The 24588-nt window shown below is 30.6% G+C and carries 21 protein-coding genes and 2 other annotated features; of the genes, 2 read left to right on the plus strand and 19 right to left on the minus strand.

Annotated features, from left to right (window positions below; translation table 11 throughout):
- The first annotated feature begins 27 nt into the window (after positions 1-27).
- A complete protein-coding gene (locus ACI48P_RS17740; RefSeq protein WP_475218210.1) occupies positions 28-1479 on the plus strand; it encodes an aminoacyl-histidine dipeptidase in 1452 nt (483 codons plus the stop codon).
- A gap of 98 nt (positions 1480-1577) precedes the next feature.
- On the opposite strand, the gene ACI48P_RS17745 is transcribed toward ACI48P_RS17740, so the two are convergent.
- From ACI48P_RS17745 to infC, 12 genes are all read right to left on the minus strand, one after another.
- Complete coding sequence (locus tag ACI48P_RS17745) at positions 1578-2045, minus strand: NUDIX hydrolase (RefSeq protein ID WP_475218212.1); 468 nt, start codon at positions 2043-2045, stop codon at positions 1578-1580.
- A 43-nt stretch (positions 2046-2088) separates the two neighbouring features.
- A complete protein-coding gene (locus tag ACI48P_RS17750) occupies positions 2089-2658 on the minus strand; it encodes an HD domain-containing protein (protein ID WP_475218214.1) in 570 nt (189 codons plus the stop codon).
- A gap of 40 nt (positions 2659-2698) precedes the next feature.
- Positions 2699-5110 carry a U32 family peptidase gene (locus tag ACI48P_RS17755; protein ID WP_475218216.1) on the minus strand — a complete coding sequence of 804 codons (2412 nt, stop codon included), beginning with the start codon at positions 5108-5110 and terminating at the stop codon, positions 2699-2701.
- A gap of 100 nt (positions 5111-5210) precedes the next feature.
- Positions 5211-5810 carry a cell division protein ZapA gene (locus ACI48P_RS17760; protein ID WP_475218218.1) on the minus strand — a complete coding sequence of 200 codons (600 nt, stop codon included), beginning with the start codon at positions 5808-5810 and terminating at the stop codon, positions 5211-5213.
- Positions 5811-5831: 21 nt separating this feature from the next.
- Positions 5832-8222 carry a phenylalanine--tRNA ligase subunit beta gene (gene pheT / locus ACI48P_RS17765; protein WP_475218220.1) on the minus strand — a complete coding sequence of 797 codons (2391 nt, stop codon included), beginning with the start codon at positions 8220-8222 and terminating at the stop codon, positions 5832-5834.
- Between the two features lie 15 nt (positions 8223-8237).
- On the minus strand, positions 8238-9257 hold the full coding sequence (gene pheS / locus ACI48P_RS17770; protein WP_475218343.1) for a phenylalanine--tRNA ligase subunit alpha: 1020 nt from the start codon (positions 9255-9257) through the stop codon (positions 8238-8240).
- A gap of 57 nt (positions 9258-9314) precedes the next feature.
- Positions 9315-9545 (minus strand) — a binding site (T-box leader).
- Positions 9546-9598: 53 nt separating this feature from the next.
- Complete coding sequence (locus tag ACI48P_RS17775) at positions 9599-10396, minus strand: TrmH family RNA methyltransferase (RefSeq protein ID WP_475218222.1); 798 nt, start codon at positions 10394-10396, stop codon at positions 9599-9601.
- 2 nt (positions 10397-10398) lie between these two features.
- Positions 10399-11070: a potassium channel family protein gene (locus tag ACI48P_RS17780; RefSeq protein WP_475218224.1), complete on the minus strand. Its 672-nt coding sequence runs from the start codon at positions 11068-11070 to the stop codon at positions 10399-10401.
- A 21-nt stretch (positions 11071-11091) separates the two neighbouring features.
- On the minus strand, positions 11092-12459 hold the full coding sequence (locus ACI48P_RS17785; RefSeq protein ID WP_475218345.1) for a TrkH family potassium uptake protein: 1368 nt from the start codon (positions 12457-12459) through the stop codon (positions 11092-11094).
- Between the two features lie 341 nt (positions 12460-12800).
- Positions 12801-13157, minus strand: coding sequence for a 50S ribosomal protein L20 (gene rplT, locus ACI48P_RS17790; protein WP_475218226.1), 357 nt, complete (start codon positions 13155-13157; stop codon positions 12801-12803).
- A 59-nt stretch (positions 13158-13216) separates the two neighbouring features.
- The gene (gene rpmI / locus ACI48P_RS17795) at positions 13217-13411 is read right to left on the minus strand and encodes a 50S ribosomal protein L35 (protein WP_475218228.1); all 195 of its coding nucleotides are present in this window, start codon (positions 13409-13411) and stop codon (positions 13217-13219) included.
- A gap of 27 nt (positions 13412-13438) precedes the next feature.
- The gene (gene infC / locus ACI48P_RS17800; protein ID WP_475218229.1) at positions 13439-13930 is read right to left on the minus strand and encodes a translation initiation factor IF-3; all 492 of its coding nucleotides are present in this window, start codon (positions 13928-13930) and stop codon (positions 13439-13441) included.
- 480 nt (positions 13931-14410) lie between these two features.
- Here infC and ACI48P_RS17805 point away from each other — a divergent pair, with 480 nt between their 5' ends.
- Positions 14411-15814 carry an ATP-dependent metallopeptidase FtsH/Yme1/Tma family protein gene (locus ACI48P_RS17805; RefSeq protein WP_475218231.1) on the plus strand — a complete coding sequence of 468 codons (1404 nt, stop codon included), beginning with the start codon at positions 14411-14413 and terminating at the stop codon, positions 15812-15814.
- A gap of 51 nt (positions 15815-15865) precedes the next feature.
- Here ACI48P_RS17805 and thrS read toward each other — a convergent pair whose 3' ends face one another.
- The 7 genes from thrS to ACI48P_RS17840 form a co-directional block, all read right to left on the minus strand.
- Positions 15866-17785: a threonine--tRNA ligase gene (thrS, locus tag ACI48P_RS17810; RefSeq protein ID WP_475218233.1), complete on the minus strand. Its 1920-nt coding sequence runs from the start codon at positions 17783-17785 to the stop codon at positions 15866-15868.
- A gap of 58 nt (positions 17786-17843) precedes the next feature.
- Positions 17844-18070, minus strand: a binding site (T-box leader).
- Between the two features lie 57 nt (positions 18071-18127).
- The gene (locus ACI48P_RS17815) at positions 18128-18730 is read right to left on the minus strand and encodes a DUF445 domain-containing protein (RefSeq protein ID WP_475218235.1); all 603 of its coding nucleotides are present in this window, start codon (positions 18728-18730) and stop codon (positions 18128-18130) included.
- A 141-nt stretch (positions 18731-18871) separates the two neighbouring features.
- A complete protein-coding gene (locus tag ACI48P_RS17820; RefSeq protein ID WP_475218237.1) occupies positions 18872-19672 on the minus strand; it encodes a putative sporulation protein YtxC in 801 nt (266 codons plus the stop codon).
- A gap of 2 nt (positions 19673-19674) precedes the next feature.
- Complete coding sequence (locus ACI48P_RS17825) at positions 19675-20436, minus strand: DUF6873 family GME fold protein (protein ID WP_475218239.1); 762 nt, start codon at positions 20434-20436, stop codon at positions 19675-19677.
- 275 nt (positions 20437-20711) lie between these two features.
- Positions 20712-21647: an ABC transporter permease gene (locus ACI48P_RS17830; RefSeq protein ID WP_475218241.1), complete on the minus strand. Its 936-nt coding sequence runs from the start codon at positions 21645-21647 to the stop codon at positions 20712-20714.
- On the minus strand, positions 21647-22741 hold the full coding sequence (locus ACI48P_RS17835) for an ABC transporter permease (RefSeq protein ID WP_475218243.1): 1095 nt from the start codon (positions 22739-22741) through the stop codon (positions 21647-21649). The genes ACI48P_RS17830 and ACI48P_RS17835 overlap by 1 nt, the downstream gene beginning before the upstream one ends.
- On the minus strand, positions 22731-24302 hold the full coding sequence (locus tag ACI48P_RS17840; protein ID WP_475218245.1) for an ABC transporter ATP-binding protein: 1572 nt from the start codon (positions 24300-24302) through the stop codon (positions 22731-22733). The genes ACI48P_RS17835 and ACI48P_RS17840 overlap by 11 nt, the downstream gene beginning before the upstream one ends.
- Positions 24303-24588 lie beyond the last annotated feature (286 nt).

The raw sequence follows: 24588 nt of genomic DNA on the forward strand, positions 1-24588 counted from the left end.
ACCTATTGGTAAAAGGAGTTGGTATTAATGGAAAATATCCTAAAAGGTCTTAATCCAGAACTAGTTTTTAATTATTTTGAGCAAATCTCACAAATTCCTAGAGGCTCTGGAAATGAAAAAGCAATAAGCGATTTCTTGAATGATTTTGGTAAGAATCTTGGCTTTGAAACTATACAAGATGATCACCTAAATATAATAATAAGAAAACCTGCTACAAAAGGATATGAAAATTGTCCTGGTGTAATACTTCAAGGTCATATGGACATGGTTTGCGAAAAAAATAAAGATACTAACCATGACTTCACTAAAGATCCTATTAAATTAAGAATAGAAGATGACATGATTTATGCTACAGGTACTACACTTGGTGCAGACAATGGTATAGCTGTTGCTATGGGAATGGCAGTACTAGCTTCTAATGATATTGAACATCCTGCTATAGAGCTATTAGTAACTTCAGATGAAGAAGCTGGTATGACAGGAGCTATGAACTTAGATGGAAGTCTTCTAAAAGGTAAATACATACTAAATCTAGATTCTGAAGAAGAAGGATTTATATTAGTAAGCTGTGCTGGTGGTACTACTGCATTAGCAAAATTACCTACTAAATACACTAATGCTGATAGCAATAAACAAGCACTTATAGTAGACGTTAAAGGTTTACTTGGTGGGCACTCTGGAATGGACATTATAAAGCAAAGAGCTAACTCTAACAAGTTAATGGGTAGATTATTAAATATGTTAGATGTAGACTTTGATTTAGCTCACGTTTCTGGGGGGTCTAAAAACAATGCTATCCCTCGTGAGGCTGAATGTGTAATATTAGTAAATAAAGATGATGTTGCAAAAACTAAAGAATCTATTTCTAAAATAGCTGATGTATTTAAGCATGAATTTAGAACATCAGATCCTGGACTTACTATAGAATGCTCTGAAACAACTGCTGATAAGGTATTCGATTGTGATTGTAAAAATAAAGTAATAAAAATGTTAAACATAATGCCAAACGGAATTCAAAGTATGAGCATGGATATAGAAGGATTAGTTGAAAGTTCTACTAACTTAGGTGTAGTTACAACTACTGATTCAGAAGTATCTTTTGAAAGTGCTGTTAGAAGTTCTGTAGGAACATTAAAGAAAGAAATTACTAACAGAATGAATCTATTATGTGATGCTTTAGATTCTAAGTTTGAAACTAGAAGTGATTATCCAGCTTGGGAATATGTTAAAGACTCTAAATTAGAACAAATAGGTGTTGAGACATATGAAAAATTAACTGGTAAAAAACCTACTATAATGGCTCTACATGCTGGCCTTGAGTGTGGTTTATTATTAGAAAAAATTCCAAATGCTGAGGCAATTTCTCTTGGACCTAATATGTTTGAGGTTCATACTCCTAATGAGCATTTAAGTATATCTTCTACTAAAAATACTTGGGAATACTTACTTGCAATACTTAAATCAATGAATCAATACTAGGATTTATTACTCCTAGTCAATATAAAAAGGCAATTGTATAACTAATTTATTAGTTATACAATTGCCTTTTATTTTTAAGTACTTATAATTTTGATTACTTATTCTGCTTGGAAGACTACATTATAGTCTTTGAGTTTTCCATTTTCATAAATTATTTTAGCACTAAATATTTCATCAGTATTTGACCATCTTAGGTATAGTCTATCCCCTTCCCACATATCCAAATCAAATATTTTATCAGTATCTATCCAAATCAAATCTCCATATTTGCATGAATTATCTAGTCTACCTTCAAAATCATCACTTGTAAAAAGCATCATATATACATCTTCATTATCAATAAATTTCGGTAGAGTAATTACTCCTCTGTAATAAATTGACTTTAGATTTAAATTAGTTTGATTAAATACTTCTCTCAATACGCATTCTTCAGGAGTTTCTCCATTAACAACTTCTCCACATATACCTACATACTTGCCTTCATGTACATCGTCTTCACTTTTATTTCTGTGTACTAATAAAGTTTTGTTATTATCCTCTATATAACAAATAGTTGTAAGTTTCATACCCAATCCCCTCGACTTATTTTACTTTAGTATATTTGTAAAATTATAATCCTAATTCATCTGAAATATTTTTCATTGCATTTAAAGAAATCTCAGCAAATTCTGCAAAAGGAATCCCTATTTCCTCTATACTTTTCATTGCTTCTCTATTTGCACCAGCAGCAAATCTCAACTCTTTCATTCTTTTAGTTATTGATTTCGTTTTTACACTAGCTAGCTTTTTATCTGGATATACAAGAGTTATTGCTGTTATAAATCCAGTTATAGGGTCTGCTGCATATATTACCTTATCAACTGTTGATATTCTAGGAGTACCATTATCTTCATTATGAGCCTTTATAGCTTGATATATAAATTCATTTCCGAAGTTTTCCTTCTGTAAGATTTCTACAGCTTTAAGTCCATGTTTCTTAGATTCCTCAGGGTCTTCCTTATAATCTAACATATCTGCATCTAAATCGTGTAATAATCCTGCTATAGCCCACTCTTCTTCTTTTCCTAGTTCTAACTTCTTGCCTAGCTCCCTCATTACAGCTTCTAGGGCATAAGAATGCTTTATCAAATGCTCGCTTACTAAGTACTTATTAAGTATTTCTACTGCTTGTTCTCTCATTTCCCAATACCTCCTTAAATATTACATTTTTATAATATTCCTATTCTACACCTTTATAATAATGTCCTGCTGTTACTCCAATTTTGTCTAATTCATCGTATAATTTTGTTGATTTTCTTCCTAATTTGTAGTTATTTTGAATAACTTCAGTATAAGCCTCTAAAACTGTCTTTATTTCTTCACTATTTTCTGTAGTAAAATCTAACCTTAAGACATCTATTCCTATTTCATTTAGCTCATAAAGATTATCTAGCATACATGTTACTTTTGAATTATAAATTGTACTTCTACAGAAATTATCTTGTGATATTTTGTATTGTTCACCTTTTAAATCTCTTAGTGCATATGTAACCTCTTTACATTTTGCAACTCTCTTATCTTTCTTACAATCCCTTACAACTACACCCATAGGACAGTATTCTGTAACCATCATCGGTACATATCCATATACTACTGCTTCTATTTCTACATCAGTGTACTTTATAGTTTCTCTTATCTCATTTAGGTTAAGCTCTTGTGAAATACATACTGCTCTTGCACCTTCATTCTTGTAGTGATTTATTGATTCACTGTTAAAAACATTTAGATAGTAATCTATACTTAAGTGTTTGTCCTTAAAGTAATTAATAGCTCCTAAACTTCCTACTTGAACACTATTTATTCCTATTTCTTTAGCTTTTTCTAATTGATGATATTCTCTATTTCTCACTATTCTAGGTGATGAGTACATTACTCTTTTGCTATATTTACTAGCCATTTCTAATGCTTTATCTAAAGTGTTTATATCTTCATAGTAAACTAAATCTATATCGCATGATAAGACAGCTTCTAGCTGGCTTAAATCCTTAGCCTTAGCTCTTAGCTTGCTTTCTTTGCTTCTTGTTACCTTTGAAGGATTATAAGAAACAAGTTTATTTTTATGGCTTCTATTTTTTATTTTTATTCTTTCTTCACTTAATAAGTCTATAGCATCTCTTCTCATTTGATTTAATATACTTATTGGAAGACTTACATTATCATCTAAATCAATATTAATATCTTTTAATATGTAAGGAGTATTCCCTAATTTTTGAATTTGAGCTTCTATCTTATCTTTTCCTAAAGCTACTTTCATAGCTTCTTCTACTACTTTATCGCCCTCTACAGTAGATTTATTTCCCTTTTCATCAGTTAATACAAGTACTGGTTTTTGCCCTAATTTTATTTTTATATATGCATCTATATTTGATTTAACTAATTCTTTTTCTTGTTGGAATGTAGCTTGTACCCTATCCATTAATTCACTATCTGAAGTTTTGAATACTATTTGATTTCTTTTTGCTTCTCCAACAAAGTCTAACTCTATTATTTCACCTTTATGGCCTATAGTTGTTATCTCACCATTTTTAATGATTCTACCTATAGTTCCTCCACCTAAGTTTATTCCGTCACCTTTTTTAAGAGTGTTCTCTAATCTTAACTTAAGCCTCTTAGCTTTTCTGTTATAGTCTAGAACTCTACCTATATATAAACCTTGATTATTAGGTATTTCAGAGTTCATAATATCTTTACCTACTTCACCTAATAAGTATCCTTTAGTAAACTTTCTATTAAATATAGTATATAAATCACTAATAGTTTCATCACTTACTTTATGGCTATTGTTCATTAAGTACTCATCAACTGCATCTCTGTAGCTTCCCACTACTGTAGCTACATATTCTGGTCTTTTCATTCTTCCTTCTATTTTTAAAGAATGAACTCCAGCATCAATAATCTTATCTATTTCTTCTATCGTGCTTAAATCTCTTGGACTTAATAGATAATCTCCATTCTTATCCATAACTTCACCAGTAGCAATATCAATAAGTTCATATTTTTGTCTACATGGTTGAGCACATCTACCTCTGTTTCCAGATCTATTACCTATCATACTACTCATTAAACATTGTCCAGAATAACAGACACATAACGCTCCATGAACAAATATCTCGATGTCTACCTTAGTGTTATCACATATGTACTTTATTTCATCTACATTTAGCTCTCTTGCTAATACTACTCTGTCAAATCCAACACCTTCTAGGTATTTAACATCTTCTAAAGAATGTGCTACCATTTGAGTACTTGCATGTAATTCAAAGTCTGGTAGTAATTGTTTTATTAATTTAGCCATTCCTATATCTTGAAGTATTATGGCATCTATATCTATATCATATAAAAATTTTACATATTTTATAAAATCTTCTATTTCATTTTGCTTTATAAGTGTATTTGCAGTTACAAAAACTTGTACATTTCTTATATGAGCATATTTAACAGCTTCTCTTAATTCATTTTTATCAAAATTGTTAGCTGAAGCCCTTGCACTAAATTCTTTACCTCCTAGGTATACTGCGTTTGCTCCGTTTTGTACAGCTGCCTTTAATGCTTCAAAGGATCCTACGGGAGCTAATAATTCTATGTCTTTCATGTTCTGCCTCCTTAAAGGAATATTTATCCTATCTCTAGGATACCCTTATACGTCAAAATTAAAACCTTCAGGTTAATTCCTGAAGGCTTAATTTTAATTACTATGTTGTTGCTCTAATATACTTTAGTTCATTTTCAAGTTCTGTATATTTAAGTTGTACTTGATAAGCTTTATTTTGGAACTCAGAAGATAAACTTTCAGCTATTTTAGCTCTTTCATTAGCTTCTTCTAGTTGAAGTTTTAATTCTTCTATTTCACTTTTATAGCCTTCTAATTCTGATCTCGAACCTTGTGTACAGTTACTTAAACTTTCTATTTCACTTTTTTGAACTTGTATAGTGTTATTTAATTCTTCTATTTTAGCAATACTTTCTTGAGCTTCTTGTTCTTTAATTTCAAGTTCTAATTTTAACTCTTCAAGCTCTACTTCTAATTCTTCATTTGGTGATTCTAATTTCTTTTTTAATTCTTCATTTTCTTTTGAAGCTTTTTCAAAGTCTTCAGAGCACTCAAATAAAAAATCTGTAATGTTTACAGCAGTAACTATTGCTGCTACTGATAAGCTTAGTCTTGGATTAGTCTGAGTTACTTTTGTCATTTCTTCATCAACATACTTAGCTACACTTAACATATGTTGCTCTGATTTTTCACCCACCATTGGGTATTCAGCCCCATGGATTTTTACCATAACCTTATTCATTACTAACACCCCTTACGTTAGTTAGTTTGATCTTAAGTTTGCATTTAGCTTTTCGCTTAACTCACTTAATATCTTATCATGTACTTTTGCTACATCTTCATCAGTTAAAGTTTTGTCTTTACTTCTATATGTTATAGAATACGCTATTGACTTATGACCTTCCTCTATTTGAGCACCTTTATATACATCAAATAATTTGTAACTTTCTAAAATGTCACCACCATTAGCTTTTATTATATCTTCTATTTGTCCAACAAATACTTCATCTTTAACTATTAAAGCTATATCTCTAGATGTAGATGGGTATTTTGGTAATGGAGAATATATTATAGTATCATCTGCATTTTCGAATATTAAGTCTAAATCCATTTCACAAATATATACTCTTTGTCCTAAGTTGTAGTTTTCTATTACATCTGGATGTAATTCTCCAAAAGTACCTATATACATATTATTATACACTAAATTAGCGCATCTTCCAGGATGGAATGTAGAATTACTAGTTTCTGGAACTATTTGATATCCTTCTAATCCTACTCTTTCAAGTATAGCTTCTACCGCTCCTTTTAATGTGAAGAAATCAACTTCCCTACCATACATACCTATGCACATATGCTTACTTTCAACTGGAAGACCATTTTGCGGTGTAAATGTATGACCACATTCAAAAGCAGACACTGATTCTACTTTATGAGATACGTTGGTAGATATTACTCCTAACATATTAGGCATCATACTAGTTCTCATTACTGAAGTTTCTTCTCCTAATGGGTTAAGAAGTCTTACAAATTCTCTTTTCTTATCATCTTGAGGAAGATTTATTCTATCTACTCCTTTAGGACTTACAAATGAATATGTTAATATTTCATTTAATCCTATAGAGCAAGCAGTATTTTTAACTGTATCCATGAATTTTTGCTTTTTAGTTTTAACACCTGCAGTAAAGTTTCCTTCTAATTCTGCAGCTGGTATGTTTTCGAATCCATATATTCTAGCTATTTCTTCTAAAACATCAGCTTCTTGTTCCATATCTAATCTGAAACTTGGTACTTCTATTTCTAATTCATTGCTAGATTTTAAATTGCACTTAAATTCTAGGCTTTCTAATATTTCTACGAATTGGTTCATAGGAACATCTACACCTAATAATTTATTTACTCTTTGAGGATCTACAACTAACTTTGTAGCTTCAGGCTTTGATGGATATTCATCAACCACACCTTTAAGTACAGTACCTGCTCCTAACATTTCTATTAATTGAGCTGCCCTGTTTACAGCATCTTCTACTAAGTTTGGATCTATTCCTTTTTCGTATCTTGCAGAAGCTTCTGTTCTAAGACCTAATTTCTTAGATGTAGCTCTTATGTTTTCTGATTTAAAGTTTGCACTTTCTATTAATATAGATGTAGTAGTATCAGTTATTTCAGAGTTAGCACCACCCATTACACCAGCAAGTGCAAGTGATCTTTCTCCATTTGTTATAACTAACATATCTTTATCTAATGTTCTTTCTTTTTCATCTAAAGTAGTGAATTTTTCTCCTTCAGATGCATTTTTTACTACTATCTTTCCTGTAGCAACTTGATTTAAATCAAATGCATGAAGTGGTTGTCCAAGCTCTAACATTACATAGTTTGTTATATCTACTATGTTGTTTATTGGTCTTACACCAGCTTCTATAAGCTTTCTTTGCATCCAGTATGGAGACTCCGCTATCTTAACATCTTTAACTATTCTAGCAGCATATCTCTTACAAAGATCACTATTTTCTATTTCTATGTCAAAGTTTATTTCTTCATCACTTTCAGCTACAGTTATTTCTGGGTACTTTAATTTTTGTCCTATTGTAACAGCAGCTTCTCTTGCTATACCTACCATAGATCTACAATCAGGTCTATTTGATGTTAATTCGAATTCTATTAAAGCATCATTTAAACCTAATACTTCTCTTACATCTTTACCTAATTCAAAAGTTGCTTCATGATCAAGTATGTATATTCCGTCTTTCTTATGCTCAGCTACATATTGAGAATCTATTCCTAATTCTTCAGAAGAACACATCATACCTTCTGAAGTCTCTCCTCTTAATTTACCTTTTTTGATCTTTATTCCGCCTGGTAACTTAGCTCCTACTCTTGCTACTGGTATGTAATCTCCTTCAGATACATTTTTAGCTCCTGTAACAACTTGTATAACTTCACTTCCAACATCAACTTTCGTTACTATTAACTTATCTGCATCTGGATGTGGTGTTATCTCTACTATTTTACCAACTACAACTTTTTCTATTTCTGTTCCGTAGAAATCTACTTTTTCAACTTTAGTTCCTGTCATTGTCATTTTGTCAGCGAACTCTTGTGTATCCATATCTATATCAACATAATCTCTAAGCCATTTTAAAGATACTAACATTTACATTCCTCCTAATTAAAATTGATTTAAGAATCTCATATCATTTTCAAATAATAATCTTATATCGTCTATTTCATACTTAAGCATTCCAAGTCTTTCAACTCCCATACCGAAAGCAAATCCACTATAAACTTCTGGGTCTATTCCACAGTTTCTAAGTACATTCGGATGAACCATACCTGCTCCTAATATTTCTATCCATCCTTCTTGCTTACACATTGGACATCCTTCACCTTGACACTTAAAGCAAGTAACATCTATCTCTACACTTGGTTCTGTAAATGGGAAGTTGTGTGGTCTAAACTTAGTTTTAGTTTCTGGACCGAATAACTTCTTAACAAATGTATCTAGCGTTCCTTTAAGTTGAGCCATTGTAACATCTTTTCCAACTACAAGTCCTTCTATTTGATGGAACATTGGAGAATGTGTTGCATCTGGAGAATCATATCTGAAACATCTACCTGGAGATATAACTTTTATAGGTAATTCTTCATTTTTCATAGTTCTAACTTGAACTGGTGATGTTTGAGTTCTTAATAATAAATCATCATTTATGTAGAATGTATCACTCATATCTCTTGATGGATGGTCTTTAGGTGCATTTAATGCATCGAAGTTGTTTTCTATTGTTTCAACTTCTGGCCCCTCTGCTATACTGAATCCTATTCCCATGAATATTTCAGTAACATCATCTATTATTTTAGTTATAGGATGTTTCTTACCTACAGTAAATACTTTACCTGGCATAGTAACGTCTATAACCTCTTCTAATAATTGTTTTTGCTTTTCAACTTGCTTTATTTCTTCTTTTTTAGTGTTTATACTTCCTTCTATAGCTTGAGCTACCTCATTAGCTACTTTACCTACTACAGGTCTTTCTTCTTGAGACAATTTACCCATTTCTTTACGGATAGCAGTTATCTCACCTTTTTTACCTAAGTACTTAACTCTTAAACTCTCTAAGCTTTCTATGCTCGAAGCTTCTTTTATTTCATTTAAAGCTGCTTCTTGTAAATTAAGTAATTTTTCTTGCACCTTTATCATTCCTTTCCACTTTTGTTTTTGAGTATTAAAAAAAGCCCTTCATCCCTATCTAGGGACGAAAGACTATAGTTTCGCGGTACCACCCTAGTAGCTTAATAATTATTAATTATTAAACCACCTCGAAAAACTTAACGCGTTTAAACGTTAAAGCCTACTATTAATTTCAGCTTTAAAACTCCAGAGTGAACTTCTTTTGAATCCTTAGAAAGTACTTTCAGCCTAGGTACTTATCTCTGAACTAAGTATAATCAAAATACTTTTCTCTTTCATTGTATGTATTATATAAAATTTTATATTCTATTATATCATACCTAAAAATCTCTTACAATATACTACACTAAGTATTTCTTTATTTCATACATTAATATAGCTGAGCTTATTGCTGCATTTAGAGACTCCGCTTTACCATATATAGGTATTTTAACTAACACATCTGACTTTTCTATTAACTCATCATTTACACCATTCGCTTCATTACCTATAACTAAAGCTGTCTTATAGTTGTATTCTACTTGATCATAGAAATTGTTTGTATCTAAATAGCTAGATACTATATCAAAGTTCTTTAATTTAAGTAACCTTAATGCTTCTTCTTGAGTAGCACTTATTATATTCATATCAAATATAGAACCCATAGTAGACCTAATAACTTTTGGATTATATATATCTACACTTCCTTTTAGAGAAATAATTGTATCTACTCCTGCTGCATCTGCTGTTCTAATTATTGTTCCCATATTTCCAGGGTCTTGTATCCTATCTAATATTAATACAAATCTGCTATCATCACTTAAATTTTCTTCTAAAGTTCTTTTCTTATATTTTACTACCGCTAAAATACCTTGAGTATTTTCTGTATCAATTAACTCATCAAATATTTTATTGTTAGTTTTAAATACTTTGATATTTTTATTTTCTAATACCTTTAAGAATTCAGCATGCTCTTCTTTGCTTTCAAAATTTTCATTTATGAATACATAATCTATATCAGCTCTACATTCTATAGCTAGAGTTAAGATTCTATATCCTTCTATAATAAACTTTAAATCTTTATTTCTTACTTTTGTTTTTAGTAATGACTTAGTATATTTTATTTTTTCATTATCCTTACTAGTTATCATTATAGCCATTGCTATTTTCTCCTAATTACTTCTTTATTTTCTGATGCTATACTACTTATTTTACTATTTTGTCCAATTACTACTAAAATACTACCTGTTTTAAGCTCTTCATCCGGAGAAGGCGTTACATTTATACTTTTTCCTGTCTTAATAGCAAGAACAGTTATCTCATATCTAGCTCTTAATTCAAGTTCTATTAGGGTCTTACCAACCCAACTAGAAGGAGTAACTATTTCAACAATAGAGTACTCTGGATCTAATTCTATGTGATCTAGTATGTTATCCGAAACTAGATTATGTGCAACCCTAACTCCCATATCACGCTCTGGGAATACTACTCTATCAGCACCTATTTTGTATAAGACTTTAGCTTGTAATTCATCTTTAGCTTTGCATACTATTTGACCTACTCCCATTTCTTTAGCTATTAGAGTAGCCATTATAGATGCTCTTATATCAGATCCTATTGCTATTATTGCCACATCAAAATTTCCTAAACCTAAAGATCTTAGTGCTAATTCATCTGTAACATCTACTATAGCTGCATGCGTTACCTTATCAGCTATATTTTGAATTACTTCTTCTCCTTTATCAATAGCCATAACTTGATGACCTAAAAGATGCATTGTTGTAGCAACTGATGCACCAAATCTTCCACACCCTATAACTATATATTGCTTCATAAAACTTTCCTCCAAAGTATTTTATCCTACTATTATCTTTCCTTCTGGATATTTTATTAGTTGATTCTTCTTGTTTCCTTTAGATAGTAATGCCATAAATATTGTAAGAGATCCAACTCTTCCCATAAACATATATGTCATTATAATTATTTTCCCTACTACACTTAAATTTGGACTTCCTCCAATACTTAAACCTACTGTAGCAATTGCTGATACTACTTCAAAACCTGCTTCGACTAATGTAAATGAAGGCTCTGTAAGAGATATTAGTAAAGTCCCAATAATAACCATAGATGTAGCTATAAAGAATATACCTACTGCTTTTCTTACTGTTACTGACTCTATTCTTCTTTCATAAACTTCTATATCTGTTTTTCCAAATATAAAACTTCTGACTGTAAGTATTAATGTCGCTAATGTAGTGGTCTTTATCCCACCTCCTGTAGAGGCTGGAGATGCACCTATAAACATTAATATTATCATTACAAATATTGTTCCTTGATGCATGATTCCTAAATCTATACTATTAAATCCTGCCGTTCTAACTGTAACAGATTGCAATAAAGATGCTAATAACTTCCCTCCTAAAGACAATCCTCCTAAAGTATCTGGATTATTGTATTCAACACAAAATACAAATACTGTTCCTAATACAATTAATATTGCAGAAGTTATTATTACTACTTTTGAATGCAGCATTAACTTTGAAACTTTTTTACTTCTTATAATATCTAATATTACTGGGAATCCTAAACCTCCAAGTATTATTAACATTGATATTGTCATTGTTATTGTAAAGTTATTAACGTAAGACATTAAAGACGAAAACGGACCACTTACAGTTCCCATCAAGTCAAATCCTGCATTACAAAATGCTGATATAGCGTGGAAAATACTATACCATATTCCCTTTGCTAAGCCTAATTGAGGTATAAAAGTAGTGGCTAATAATAATGCTCCTATACCTTCAATTGTTATTGTTATTAACAATACGTATCTAGTAAGCTTTACTAAGCCCGATAAATCTATTTGATTTAGCGACTCTTGTATTAAAAGTCTTTCTCTTAAGTTAATCTTCTTCTTAGTTATCAACGCAAATAGAGTTGTAACGGTCATAAATCCTAGGCCACCAGTTTGTATTAACATTATTATTACAAATTGACCAAATGTGCTCCAATATGTAGCTGTATCTACTACTATAAGTCCCGTAACACACACTGCAGATGTAGATGTAAATAATGCATCTAAAAAACCTATACTTTCATTATTTTGAGTAGCTATTGGTAAATTTAATAAGAGTGCTCCTACTAATATTACAAGGGCAAATCCAGATACCATTATCTGGGTAGGCTGCATCTTATTTATACGTGTACCAAGCTTTTTTAGCATCGTATTCACCTTGTTTAAGACCTCCTTTATAAATCATGATTATAACCATAATTTTAAACTGTCTATATTTTCTATTTAGCCATTACTCTATTATATTCCAATTTGTATCTAAAAACAATCATTTAGATATTGTATTCTTTAGATCATTATAAGAACTCAGTAATACAAATAGTATACTCATTACTCAAATAAAATATAGTATTTCCAAATGAAAAAAGCCATCTGTTGATTGCTTTCAAAATAAGGTTTTCCGTATATTATAGTTCCATTTATGTTCTTTATATATAAAAAAAGAGCTGTCTTAAAAAGACAACTCTTCATCTATATAAATTAAATTTATATTAAGCTAATTTTGACTTAGCAACTTCTACTAACTTAGCGAATCCTTGAGGATCTTGTATAGCCATTTCAGCTAACATTTTTCTGTTTACTTCTATTCCTGCTAACTTTAATCCGTTCATGAATCTTGAGTAAGACATTCCATTCATTCTAGTAGCAGCATTTATTCTTTGTATCCAAAGTTTTCTGAAGTCTCTCTTCTTTAACTTTCTACCTATATAAGCGTTCTTTAACGCCTTCATTACGAATGTATTTGCTGGTCTGTATAATTTACTTCTTGATCCTATATATCCTTTTGCAAGTTTTAACACTTTCTTGTGTTTCTTACGAGCGTTCATAGCTTTTTTAACTCTTGCCATCGTTATGACCTCCTTTGTTTTCCTCTTTAATGTTTATCTATATTTTTTCCGTTTGTTTCTTAGTATGGTAATAATTGAGCTATTCTTCTAGCATCTCCAGCTGTAACTATACCAGCTTTTCTTAATTGCATCTTAGTTTTAGCAGCTTTCTTAGTTAATATATGTCTTCTGAAAGCTTTAGCTCTCTTTAACTTTCCAGTTCCAGTCTTCTTGAATCTTTTAGCAGCTCCTCTATGAGTTTTCATTTTAGGCATAATAAATTCCTCCTCTCAGTTAATCATCTATTTTTTTGGATCTATGATTACAACCATGCTATTACCCTCAAATCCTGGGGCTTTTGTTGGTTCTCCAAACTCTTTTATTATATCTATAAACTTAAGCATAACTTCTTTACCGATGTCCTTATGACCAAGCTCTCTTCCTCTAAATCTAAGTTCAACTTTAACTTTGTCTCCCTTTTTAAGGAATTTTATTGCATTATTAGCTTTAGTATTTAAGTCATTAGCCTCAATACCTGGTCTAAGTCTTATTTCTTTAATAGTTATAGTTTTTTGATTTTTTCTAGCTTCTTTTTCTTTTCTAGCTTGTTCATATTTATGCTTTCCGAAATCCATTATTTTACAAACTGGTGGATTAGCATTTGGTGATATTTTAACTAGATCTAGGTTTTTACTGTTTGCTATCGCTTGTGCTTCTTTAGAAGACATTATTCCAAGCTGCTCACCTGTTTCTGAGATAACTCTTAATTCTTTATCTCTTATTTGTTCATTCATTGCTTGTTCTTTGCTAATGGTAGAACACCTCCAAAATTTTTATATAAAATAAAAGGCGAATGATTTATAATCATCCGCCATATAAGTTAACAAATTCAAAAGCCTGTATACAACTTGTACACTAGCTTAACTTATATTTACCTTACTGATATCTTAATCGTAAGGTGAGAAGCGGACTTCTTCTTCGTTTTTATTAGTTATTACTCTATATAATATATCACTTTAATCTACATTGTGCAACTATTTTTTTATTTTTTTATCTGGTTTTTTTTGTAATTTTTGTTTTCATTTAATTTAATAAATAATTTTAATTTTATTTTTTACTATATAAGTCATGATATTTTCAATGTTTGGTTATACTTAAAATATTACAAATTTATGTTTCCTTTTATTTATATCACATTTTAATGTAATAAATAATAGCAAAGATGGAAAATATAAAGCAAATGAATAATCTTTTATTATCTGAGGTGTGTAGCTATGAAAATGTTAGATAATTTCTTTAAAAAATTAAACAAACCAGTTCCAGTATTTGCTCAAACTAAAATGGAAAAGGAAAATCCAAATGATGATTCTAGTTATACTAAACCTAAGACTACATTTGAAGATGTAGCAGGTCTTGAGGAGATAAAGGAAGAACTTTTTGAGATAGTAGATTTTATGAAATCCCCTCAAAAGTATCAAAAAATGGGTGCTAAAATACCAAAAGGTGTTTTATTCTATGGCCCTCCTGGTACAGGTAAAACTCTTCTTGCATCTGCTGTTGCTGGTGAAACAAACGCTTCATTCTTTAATGTAACAGGTTCAGAATTTGTTGAAAAATACGTTGGTGTTGGTGCTAAGCGTGTAAGAACATTATTTGAAAAAGCTAGAAAAGAAGCTCCAAGTATAATCTTTATTGACGAAATTGATGCAATAGGAGCAAAAAGACACCTAGAGAGTAATAACGAAAAAGATCAAACTCTTAATCAACTTTTAGTTGAAATGGATGGCTTTAACAAAGACTCAAATGTAATAATAGTCGGTGCTACTAATAGATTAGACTTACTTGATGAGGCTTTGCTTAGACCAGGTAGATTTGATAGACATATTCATATAGGCTCTCCGAATTTCCACACTAGACAACAAATCCTTAAGGTACATACTAGCAATAAGCCTATAGATAAATCTGTAGACATTGATTTGCTAGCTAAAAAGACACATGGATTTAATGGAGCTCATCTTTCAAATATTGCTAACGAAGCTGCTATATTTGCTGTAAGAGAAAACAGTGAAGTCATTACTTCTGAGCATTTTGACAAGGCATTAGAAAGAGTTATTGCTGGGCTAGAATCTAAGAATTCTACTCTAATAGAAAAAGAGAAAAATATTGTAGCTTATCATGAAGCTGGTCATGCTCTTGCAAGTGATATTTTAGGTATTAACCCAATACAAAAAATATCAATTATACCTAGAGGACAAGCCTTGGGATATGTGCTACAATTGCCAGATGAAGATAGATATATCTATACTAGAGATGAGTTAATAGGTAGAATCAAAATACTTCTTGCAGGAAAAGCTTCTGAGGAAATAATTTTTAACCACAAATCAACTGGTGCAAAAGATGACTTAAAGAAAGTGACTGAGCTAGCTAATCAAATGGTATGCGAATACGGTATGAGTAACTTAGGATTTATGACAATAGACAGCAAAGAAAAAACATTCTTATCTGAGAAAGTTCAGATAGAAGCTAACAGTATAGTAGAAAATTGTTATAAAGAAGTTTTAGAGCTTTTACAAACTAATATAAATGATTTACATGTGGTTTCTAAGCATCTATTCGAAAACGAAACTATGACTCATGAAGAGTTAAAATCATTAATTAGAAAAGAAATGGTTAACTAAAAAGTAAAAGAGGATGTCAGATGACATCCTCTTTTTATTTCATAAGTTAATTTAGTTTTGGATTACATTAACTCTTTCTTCTACTTCTTTAGCTAAAGTACTTATAAATTCATTTAAGTCAAGGCTTCCTACTTCACCATTATCTCTTGATCTTACAGATACTTTATTTTCAGCTTCTTCTTTTTCACCAACTATTATCATGTATGGTATTTTTTGAAGTTGAGCTTCTCTTATCTTAAATCCTGTCTTTTCTGCTCTATCATCTATTTCAACTCTTATTCCTTTAGCAAATAAAGCATCTTTAACTTGGTTAGCATAATCATTATACTTATCTGATATAGGAAGTATTCTAACTTGAGTAGGAGCTAGCCATACAGGGAATTTACCTGCATAATGCTCTATTAATATTCCTATAAATCTTTCTATACTTCCGAAAGCAACTCTGTGTATCATTACTGGTCTATGCTTTTCTCCATCTTGACCTATATAAGTTATATCAAATCTTTGTGGAAGTTGCATATCTAATTGTATAGTACCACATTGCCAAGTTCTTCCTAAACAATCTCTTAAGTGGAAGTCTATCTTTGGTCCGTAGAATGCTCCATCACCTTCGTTTAATATATAAGGTAAGTTTAATTCTTCTAAAGCTTCTCTTAAACCATTTTCAGCTGCTTCCCAATCTTCATCACTTCCTATTGAATTTTCTGGTCTAGTAGATAATTCTAAGTGATACTCAAATCCGAAAGTCTTATAAACTCTATCTATTAAGTCTACAACACCTTTTATTTGATCTTTTATTTGTTCTGGTAACATGAATATATGTGCATCATCTTGAGTAAATGCTCTAACTCTCATAAGTCCATGTAATGCTCCAGATAACTCATGTCTGTGAACTCTACCAAGCTCTGCAACCTTCATTGGGAACTCTTTGTATGAGTGTGGCTTAGCATTGTAGTATATTAAAGAACCTGGACAGTTCATTGGTTTTATAGCAAACTGTTGCTCATCTATATCTACAGTATACATATTTTCTTTGTAGTTAAACCAGTGTCCTGAAGTCTCCCATAATTTTTGGTTTAATATTATTGGAGTTTCTATTTCTTGATATCCATCTTCTCTGTGTATTTCTCTCCAGAACTTTAATAATTCATTTTTAAGTTCCATACCTTTAGGTAAGAATAGTGGGAATCCTGGACCTTCTTCAGGTATAAAGAATAAATCTAATTCTTTACCTAATTTTCTATGGTCTCTCTTTTTAGCTTCTTCTAACATGTGTAGGTATTCTTCTAGATCTTTGTTCTTTTCGAATGATATACCATATATTCTTTGAAGCATTTTATTCTTTTCATCTCCACGCCAGTAAGCTCCTGCAACACTTAATAGCTTAACTGCTTTAACCTTTTTAGTTGAAGGTAAATGTGGTCCTCTACATAAATCTGCGAAGTCACCTTGCTTGTAGAAAGATATTATCTCCCCTTCTGGTAAAGCTTCTATAAGTTCAACTTTATATATTTCTTCATTTTCTTTAGCCCATGCTAAAGCTTCTTCTTTCGGTAATTCGTATCTTTCAACAGCCATATCTTCTTTAGCTATTTTTTTCATTTCTTTTTCTAACTTTTCTAAGTCCTCAGCAGTTAATCTTTGTTCTAAATCTATATCATAGTAGAATCCATTTTCTATTGCTGGCCCTATAGCAAATTTAGCTTCTGGGTATAATCTCTTTATTGCTTGAGCAAGCATATGTGCTGAAGTATGTCTAAATACCTCTTTCCCCTCTACATCTTCAAACTTAAATAAGTTTAATTCACAATCATTCTTAACTGTGTAATCAAGACCTACTACTTCCCCGTTTACAGATGCTGCTACTATCGCTCTAGCTAGTCCTTCACTTATAGACTTAGCTATGTCCATAACAGATTTTTCTTCTTCAAATTCTCTTACTGATCCATCTTTTAAAGTAACTTTAATCACTATCTTGTCCTCCTTATTTTGATTTTTTATAAATAAAAAAACCCGTCCCAAAATAAATATTTGGGACGAGTATTAATTCGCGGTTCCACCCAAGTTGGCGTATATAAATATACAACCCTCTTGATGATTATAAGGTAATCAACCGAACACTTTCACATATTATTAATGCTAGTAAGTTCTGCTCCAAGGTAGTTTTCAAATAGTCATATTTAATGGGCTTACAGCCGGCGACCCATATTCTCTGAAAATTGTTTCTATTTTACTCGTCCTCTTCATAGCTAGTAATATTAATTTATTAGTACCATTATATCAGATAGTTTTATCTCTATCAACAATAATATTTTAGATAAACATAGTTATAATACCTTGAATTATTCCAATAGCAAATCCTAGTACTAAACCTAACTGTTCTATATGCTTTAACTCTGTCTTAGATACTTTTAATATTATCTCTTCTAATTCATATAAATCTAAGTCATTTACTTTATTCTCTACCATTTCTTGTATATTTATACGTGAACTTGCTTTTTTTATTATATCTTCACTTAAATCGTCAATACTATGCTTTACTTCTTCTTCTATAGCATCTTCAATATATCCTTGTATAATGTTTTTTATGGCACTAGGAACAAAAGACATTTTTTCATTAATTAATAATTTTACTTTAGCCTTCATATATTGGACTACGTTATCTTTATCTTCTTCAGTTATTACATTTGATAAAATTTCATCCATAGAAACAAATTCATTTTGAATTATTTCTCCTATATTTTTAGCTATTTCTGCTTTCCTTTTTGGTATAAGACCTATTATTTCTATATTTAATATAGGAATTTTATATGGTACTATAGGTCTAAATATTAGTTTTATAGCAACTACATTAGTAACATATCCTATTAATCCACCAATACTCGCTAGTATAAGTATTCTCATTATATCGTTCATATCCTAATCTCCTTACTTCTTAATTTTAATTATTACTTAGATAAAGCTTACATTTAATTATAAACCCTACTAATTAATTTAAAAAGTAATTTTATTAGTTTTTATGAACTCTTATACTTTTACTGTAGTACTAGTATAGTATTAGTTCATTTGTAAAATTGTTACTCTATCATCAAATATAGAATCTATAGTTTCTATAATTTCTTTTGAGCTATTATTTCTTAAAGAGTCTAATATTTCTATTTTTTTAGGGCATAGCGTAAGCAATGTGCTTATTAAAAAATCCTCATAGTTTAGGTTTTCTTGTATTACCATATTTAATATTTCTTCATCTTCAATACTTTCTATTCTGTTTCCATTTTTATCATAAAGCATTATACAGTTTTGATCAATTATATGTATTCTCAAATAATCTATTTTTTCTTCCTGCATATTTATAAAGTATTTTAGCACATTTACAAACTCATCTTGATCTTTTCTTATAAGAAATTCTTCAAGTGCTCTATCACTTATTGTAGGGATATATTTTACAAATTCTTTAATTCTAAATTTTAAAAATCCATCTATGTTTATATAGTCATTATTAGTTATGTAATTATGAACCTTAGTGTGTACTGCATCTCTTATTAGACCTTCTTTTTCTCTAAATAAATCCAGTGCATATATATATATACTCTCTCTATCTTCATAAGAAACATCACTATAGTGTTTTAATACATATTCTTTAAGCAAAGTATTTTCCATTATGCTAACTATTAAACTTGTAATTTCTTCACTTACTTTTTCTATGTCTAATACATCGTCTTCTTCTACATTTATTAATACTTCTATTTCCTCATTATTATATATCAACTGCTTGTCTAGTTTATTATTTTTAAAGAAGCTCATTGCTGGCATTCTATATTGTTTTAATAAACTTAAGCATATATTTTTCCTTGGCAATTTTATCGCCCCTTTCTAATCATAAGAGGTATTATTGAGCCCAAGTCTAATAATTTTTCTTTGCTTAGAATCACAATTTCTTTACTTTTACTTTCTAAAAATTTTTTTATAGATTCGTAGTCTGGGTGATTGGTTGCGTCTCCACAAAAAGCAATTTCATTTTTTGAAATTAAACCAGTACATCCTCCAATAAATCCATAATCCATATTTTCTAATTTTATATGCCCACTTTGAATTAATAAACAGTCTATATCCGTTTCCTTTAGACTATTATAAATCCCTTCATCAGAAGTAATTATAGATTTATCATCTACTATACATATTGAGCATTTTGCGTAACCTTGCTTTATATTAATCTTTTTAAGATTATTTTCTTCTATATACCTTAATATAGTCGGATCTGTATATTTAAAATTATGTATTGCATATTCTCCTACTATAGCTACATTATAGTGCACGTTATAAGGATATTTTTTTTTCACCTCTCTTTCTCCCTTTACTACCTCAAATCCATAACCTTTTAACATAGATTTATATTCTTCATAAACCTTAGGCTCTACTATTATGCGTCCATCACCTAAATAAAATACGCATATGTCCGGATGATATCTAATACTATCATATGTAGTCTTACATTCTATACTTTTTAGTATTTCTATATTTCTTTTTTTTAATTCATTTTCCATCTGCCAACTAATTCTTTCATCTACCAAAACTAGACATAAATCACCATTGGCTATAAATGGATGGTTATTAAATTTCATCTGATTATGCTCCTTATTATATTCTAGTATTAATATTATTTAAGTATTCATCATTGAACATAATTAAATTATAATATATTTTTAATTTTATAAGGATAGAAACCTTTTATTCAGATCCTAATTAAATTACCCTAAAATTTATAAAAAATTCGCTTTGCTTGAGCAACTACGTTGGTGAAGCAATTCATGTCCCGTTACTCAAACGACTTCGTCCGTTGCTCAAAAAAAAAATGCATCCTATGTGATATAAATCACTAGAATGCATCTTATTTATGTTATCTTTCACCTTTTCTATATGGGTTACCAAGTGCTGACGGAGCCTTAGAACTCTTAACGAATAATACAAGTACTATTAATGTTAATATATAAGGTATCATTGATAATAAGTTTTCATTTATATGGAACGGTAATTCTGGGTTACCAAGATATACTGATAATGCAGTAGAGAATCCAAATAATAAACAAGCAGCAGTAGCCCATTGAGGTCTCCACTTACCAAATATAACAGCTGCTATAGCTATGTATCCATGTCCTGATATAAGTGTTGGTCTGAATGAAGAAACAACAGCTAAACTCATTGAAGCTCCACCAAACCCAGCTAATATACCAGAAATAATAACTGCCATGTATCTTGTACGAGCAACGTTTATTCCTAATGTATCTGCAGCTCCTGGATGTTCTCCAACCGCTCTTACTCTAAGACCAAACTTAGTTTTATAAAGTACATACCAAACAACAAATACTAATATGAAAGCTAAATACACAGTCGCATATGAGTTAAATATAGTATCTAATATACTCCCTGACTCAAATACTCCATTTAATGGTCTAGGTATTTTGTTTTCCATAGGTATTGTAGGAGTCATTGTTGCTCCATCAAATATTATTTTAGATATAAATAATGCAACACCTGGCGCTAATAAGTTTATAGCAACACCTGATATTGTGTGGTCTGCATTAAATGTTACTGTAGATATTGCATGTATTAAAGCAAATACTCCACCTGCTAAACCAGCTATTATGAAAGCTATCCATGGGTCTCCAACTAATACACCTGCCGCTGCTCCTGCAAAAGCACCTATAGTCATCATACCCTCTATTCCAAGGTTTACTACACCTGAGTTTTCAGAGAATACTCCTGCTAATGCTCCAAATATTAGGGGAGTAGAGTACATTAATGTTGTACTAATAATTAAAGCTAAATCTTGCATTATATATTACCCCCTTTATTTCTTTTATCTCTCATCTTTATATATAAAGATCTTAATACACTACTTAATGCTATAAAGTAAACTATAGATCCGATCACTATATTGATTACTTCTGATGGTGCTCCTATAGCTTGCATCTTAGTTCCACCATATTTAAATGCACCGAATAATAATCCTGAGAATATTACTCCTATTGGGTGACTGTTTGCAATAAGTGCAACAGCTATACCATCAAATCCATATCCTTCTTGTGCTGCAAGAACAGTAATATTATGAGATACCCCCATTACTTGTATCGCACCAGCTACACCTGCAAGTAAACCTGCGATAGCCATAGATTGTAATATAGAACGATTAACGTTTATTCCACCATATTCAGCACCAAACTTATTGTGTCCAACTCCTCTTAACTCAAATCCTAGAGTAGTTTTAAATAATATGAATGCTATTATTAAAACAAGTACTATAGATATTGCGATACCCCAGTTAACCTTTGTAGCTGGTCCTACTAAGTCAGTTAACCAATCTATACCTATACTTGCTGATTCATTTATACTAACTGACGCTTCACTGTTTGGTCTAGCTAACCAAGTACTCTTAATCATGAAGTTACTGAAATAGAACGCTATCCAGTTAAGCATTATTGTTGCTATAACCTCATTTATACCAAACTTAGATTTTAACCATCCAGCAAATCCACCCCAAACAGCACCACCAATTGCTGCTAATAAAAGTGTTAATGGTACGTGTATTATAGGAGGTAAGTTTAAACCTGCTCCTACCATAGTTGCAACTAATGCACCTATAATAAATTGACCTTCAGCCCCTATGTTGAATAAACCTGTCTTAAATGCAAATGCAACTGAAAGACCTGTTAATATAAGTGGTGTTGATCTTATTATTGTCCATGCTATAAATTTAGGCTTTCCAAATATACCTTCTATCATAGCTCCATAAGCTTCTAATGGATTAAATCCAGCTATTGTTAGTGCAATTGCTCCAACTAATAATCCTAGTAATATAGATATTATAGAGAATACAATCATATTATCCGCAATATCTATCTTCTTCTTAGATTTAGTCTTATTGCTCATCTTCTGCACCTCCTGCCATCATAAATCCTAATGTATTTTCATCTGCTTCTTTAGCATCTAATATTCCTACTATTTTACCTTCATATATAACAGCTATTCTATCTGATACATTCATTACTTCATCTAGTTCTAGAGAAACAAGTAAAACAGCATTTCCTTCATCTCTTTGTTTTACTAGTGATTTATGAACGAACTCTATAGCTCCTACATCCAGACCTCTTGTAGGCTGAGTTGCTATAAATAATTGAGGTTCATTTGTAGCATTTCTTGATACCTCTATATTATCTACCTCTCTACCGATTATAACCTTTTGTTGGTTACCTCCAGATAAAGCTCTTGCCTTAGTAGTATAATCTGTTGGTCTTACATCAAATCTCTCTACTATTTTCTTTGCATGTTCTTCTATTGCTGCATGATTTAGTATTCCATTTTTCGAGAATCTAGGATCCTTGTAGTTTTGTAATACTGTATTTTCTGCAACACTGAAATCAAGTATAAGACCTCTTTTTTGTCTATCTTCTGGTATATTTTTTATACCTTTGTTGAAGATTTCTTTAGGCCTATTGTTTAATACTTCATGATTATTTATTTTTATGCTTCCAGACTCAGCTTTTCTAAGTCCTGTTAAAGCTTCAACTAATTCTGATTGTCCGTTACCATCTATACCTGCTATACCTAATATTTCTCCTGCTTTAACTTCTAAAGTTAAACCATTTACCGCAGCTATCTTTCTATTGTCTCTAACAACTAAGTTATCTATTTTTAAAACATTTTCCTTAGGCTTTGCTTCGTCTTTATCAACTTTAAAGCTAACTTCTCTACCTACCATCATTGCAGCTAAATCATCTTCTGTTGTTTTTGAAACATCAACAGTATCTATGTACTTACCTCTTCTTATGATTGTACAGTTATCAGCAGCTGCTTTTATTTCTTTTAACTTATGAGTTATTATAATTACTGATTTTCCTTCTTTTGTTAAATTTCTTATGATTTGTATAAGTTCATTTATTTCTTGTGGTGTAAGTACTGCAGTAGGCTCATCTAGTATTAATATTTCTGCCCCTCTATATAGAGCCTTTAATATTTCTACTCTTTGTTGCATACCTACAGTAATATCTTCAATTTTAGCCATAGGATCAACATATAAACCATATTGTTCTGAAAGCTTTTTAACATCCTCTATAGCTTTTTTCATATCTACGGCTCCAGCACCTTTTGTAGGTTCTGTACCTAGTATTATATTTTGAGCTACAGTGAAAGGTTGCACAAGCATGAAATGCTGATGAACCATCCCTATTCCGTTTTCTATAGCAACATTAGGATTGTCCATCTTTACTAATTTGCTATTTATATGTATCTCGCCTGATGTTTGCTGATATAAACCATATAAAATGTTCATTAGTGTAGACTTACCAGCTCCATTCTCTCCTAAAAGAGCATGTACTTCACCTTTATGTACAGTTAAATTAATACTGTCATTGGCAACGAAATTTCCGAACTTTTTAGTTATATTTTTCATCTCTACAACTTTTTGACTGTAGTCGACATTTCTATTATTCATCGCTCCTTATTTCCCTCCTTATTTTAATAGTCAGTATTTTAATTATACTAAAATATCTTAAGTATAACAAATGCTTTTTCGACAATTTTTGCATTATGATTGATTTTTTTTTGCTTTTAGTATATTCAAATATATCAACAGTTTAATTATAATATATACTTATTGTTTTTATAAGTAGATTAAGTGTATTTCATAAAGTTTTTGTCACTTTTAATTCACTTACATATTATTATTTCCAATTCTTATGGAAATATTGTATTTAACGTATTTAAATTAATATATTAAT

Source organism: Romboutsia sp. LXY-2 (assembly GCF_056171995.1).

What these genes read in the sequence shown, in the direction of transcription:
- ACI48P_RS17740 (WP_475218210.1), top strand. Translation starts at nt 28, where the DNA reads ATGGAAAATATCCTAAAAGGTCTTAATCCAGAACTAGTTTTTAATTAT.
- ACI48P_RS17745 (WP_475218212.1), bottom strand. Translation starts at nt 2,045, where the DNA reads ATGAAACTTACAACTATTTGTTATATAGAGGATAATAACAAAACTTTA.
- ACI48P_RS17750 (WP_475218214.1), bottom strand. Translation starts at nt 2,658, where the DNA reads ATGAGAGAACAAGCAGTAGAAATACTTAATAAGTACTTAGTAAGCGAG.
- ACI48P_RS17755 (WP_475218216.1), bottom strand. Translation starts at nt 5,110, where the DNA reads ATGAAAGACATAGAATTATTAGCTCCCGTAGGATCCTTTGAAGCATTA.
- ACI48P_RS17760 (WP_475218218.1), bottom strand. Translation starts at nt 5,810, where the DNA reads ATGAATAAGGTTATGGTAAAAATCCATGGGGCTGAATACCCAATGGTG.
- pheT (WP_475218220.1), bottom strand. Translation starts at nt 8,222, where the DNA reads ATGTTAGTATCTTTAAAATGGCTTAGAGATTATGTTGATATAGATATG.
- ACI48P_RS17775 (WP_475218222.1), bottom strand. Translation starts at nt 10,396, where the DNA reads ATGGCTATAATGATAACTAGTAAGGATAATGAAAAAATAAAATATACT.
- ACI48P_RS17780 (WP_475218224.1), bottom strand. Translation starts at nt 11,070, where the DNA reads ATGAAGCAATATATAGTTATAGGGTGTGGAAGATTTGGTGCATCAGTT.
- ACI48P_RS17785 (WP_475218345.1), bottom strand. Translation starts at nt 12,459, where the DNA reads ATGCTAAAAAAGCTTGGTACACGTATAAATAAGATGCAGCCTACCCAG.
- rplT (WP_475218226.1), bottom strand. Translation starts at nt 13,157, where the DNA reads ATGGCAAGAGTTAAAAAAGCTATGAACGCTCGTAAGAAACACAAGAAA.
- rpmI (WP_475218228.1), bottom strand. Translation starts at nt 13,411, where the DNA reads ATGCCTAAAATGAAAACTCATAGAGGAGCTGCTAAAAGATTCAAGAAG.
- infC (WP_475218229.1), bottom strand. Translation starts at nt 13,930, where the DNA reads ATGAATGAACAAATAAGAGATAAAGAATTAAGAGTTATCTCAGAAACA.
- ACI48P_RS17805 (WP_475218231.1), top strand. Translation starts at nt 14,411, where the DNA reads ATGAAAATGTTAGATAATTTCTTTAAAAAATTAAACAAACCAGTTCCA.
- ACI48P_RS17815 (WP_475218235.1), bottom strand. Translation starts at nt 18,730, where the DNA reads ATGAACGATATAATGAGAATACTTATACTAGCGAGTATTGGTGGATTA.
- ACI48P_RS17825 (WP_475218239.1), bottom strand. Translation starts at nt 20,436, where the DNA reads ATGAAATTTAATAACCATCCATTTATAGCCAATGGTGATTTATGTCTA.
- ACI48P_RS17830 (WP_475218241.1), bottom strand. Translation starts at nt 21,647, where the DNA reads ATGCAAGATTTAGCTTTAATTATTAGTACAACATTAATGTACTCTACT.
- ACI48P_RS17835 (WP_475218243.1), bottom strand. Translation starts at nt 22,741, where the DNA reads ATGAGCAATAAGACTAAATCTAAGAAGAAGATAGATATTGCGGATAAT.
- ACI48P_RS17840 (WP_475218245.1), bottom strand. Translation starts at nt 24,302, where the DNA reads ATGAATAATAGAAATGTCGACTACAGTCAAAAAGTTGTAGAGATGAAA.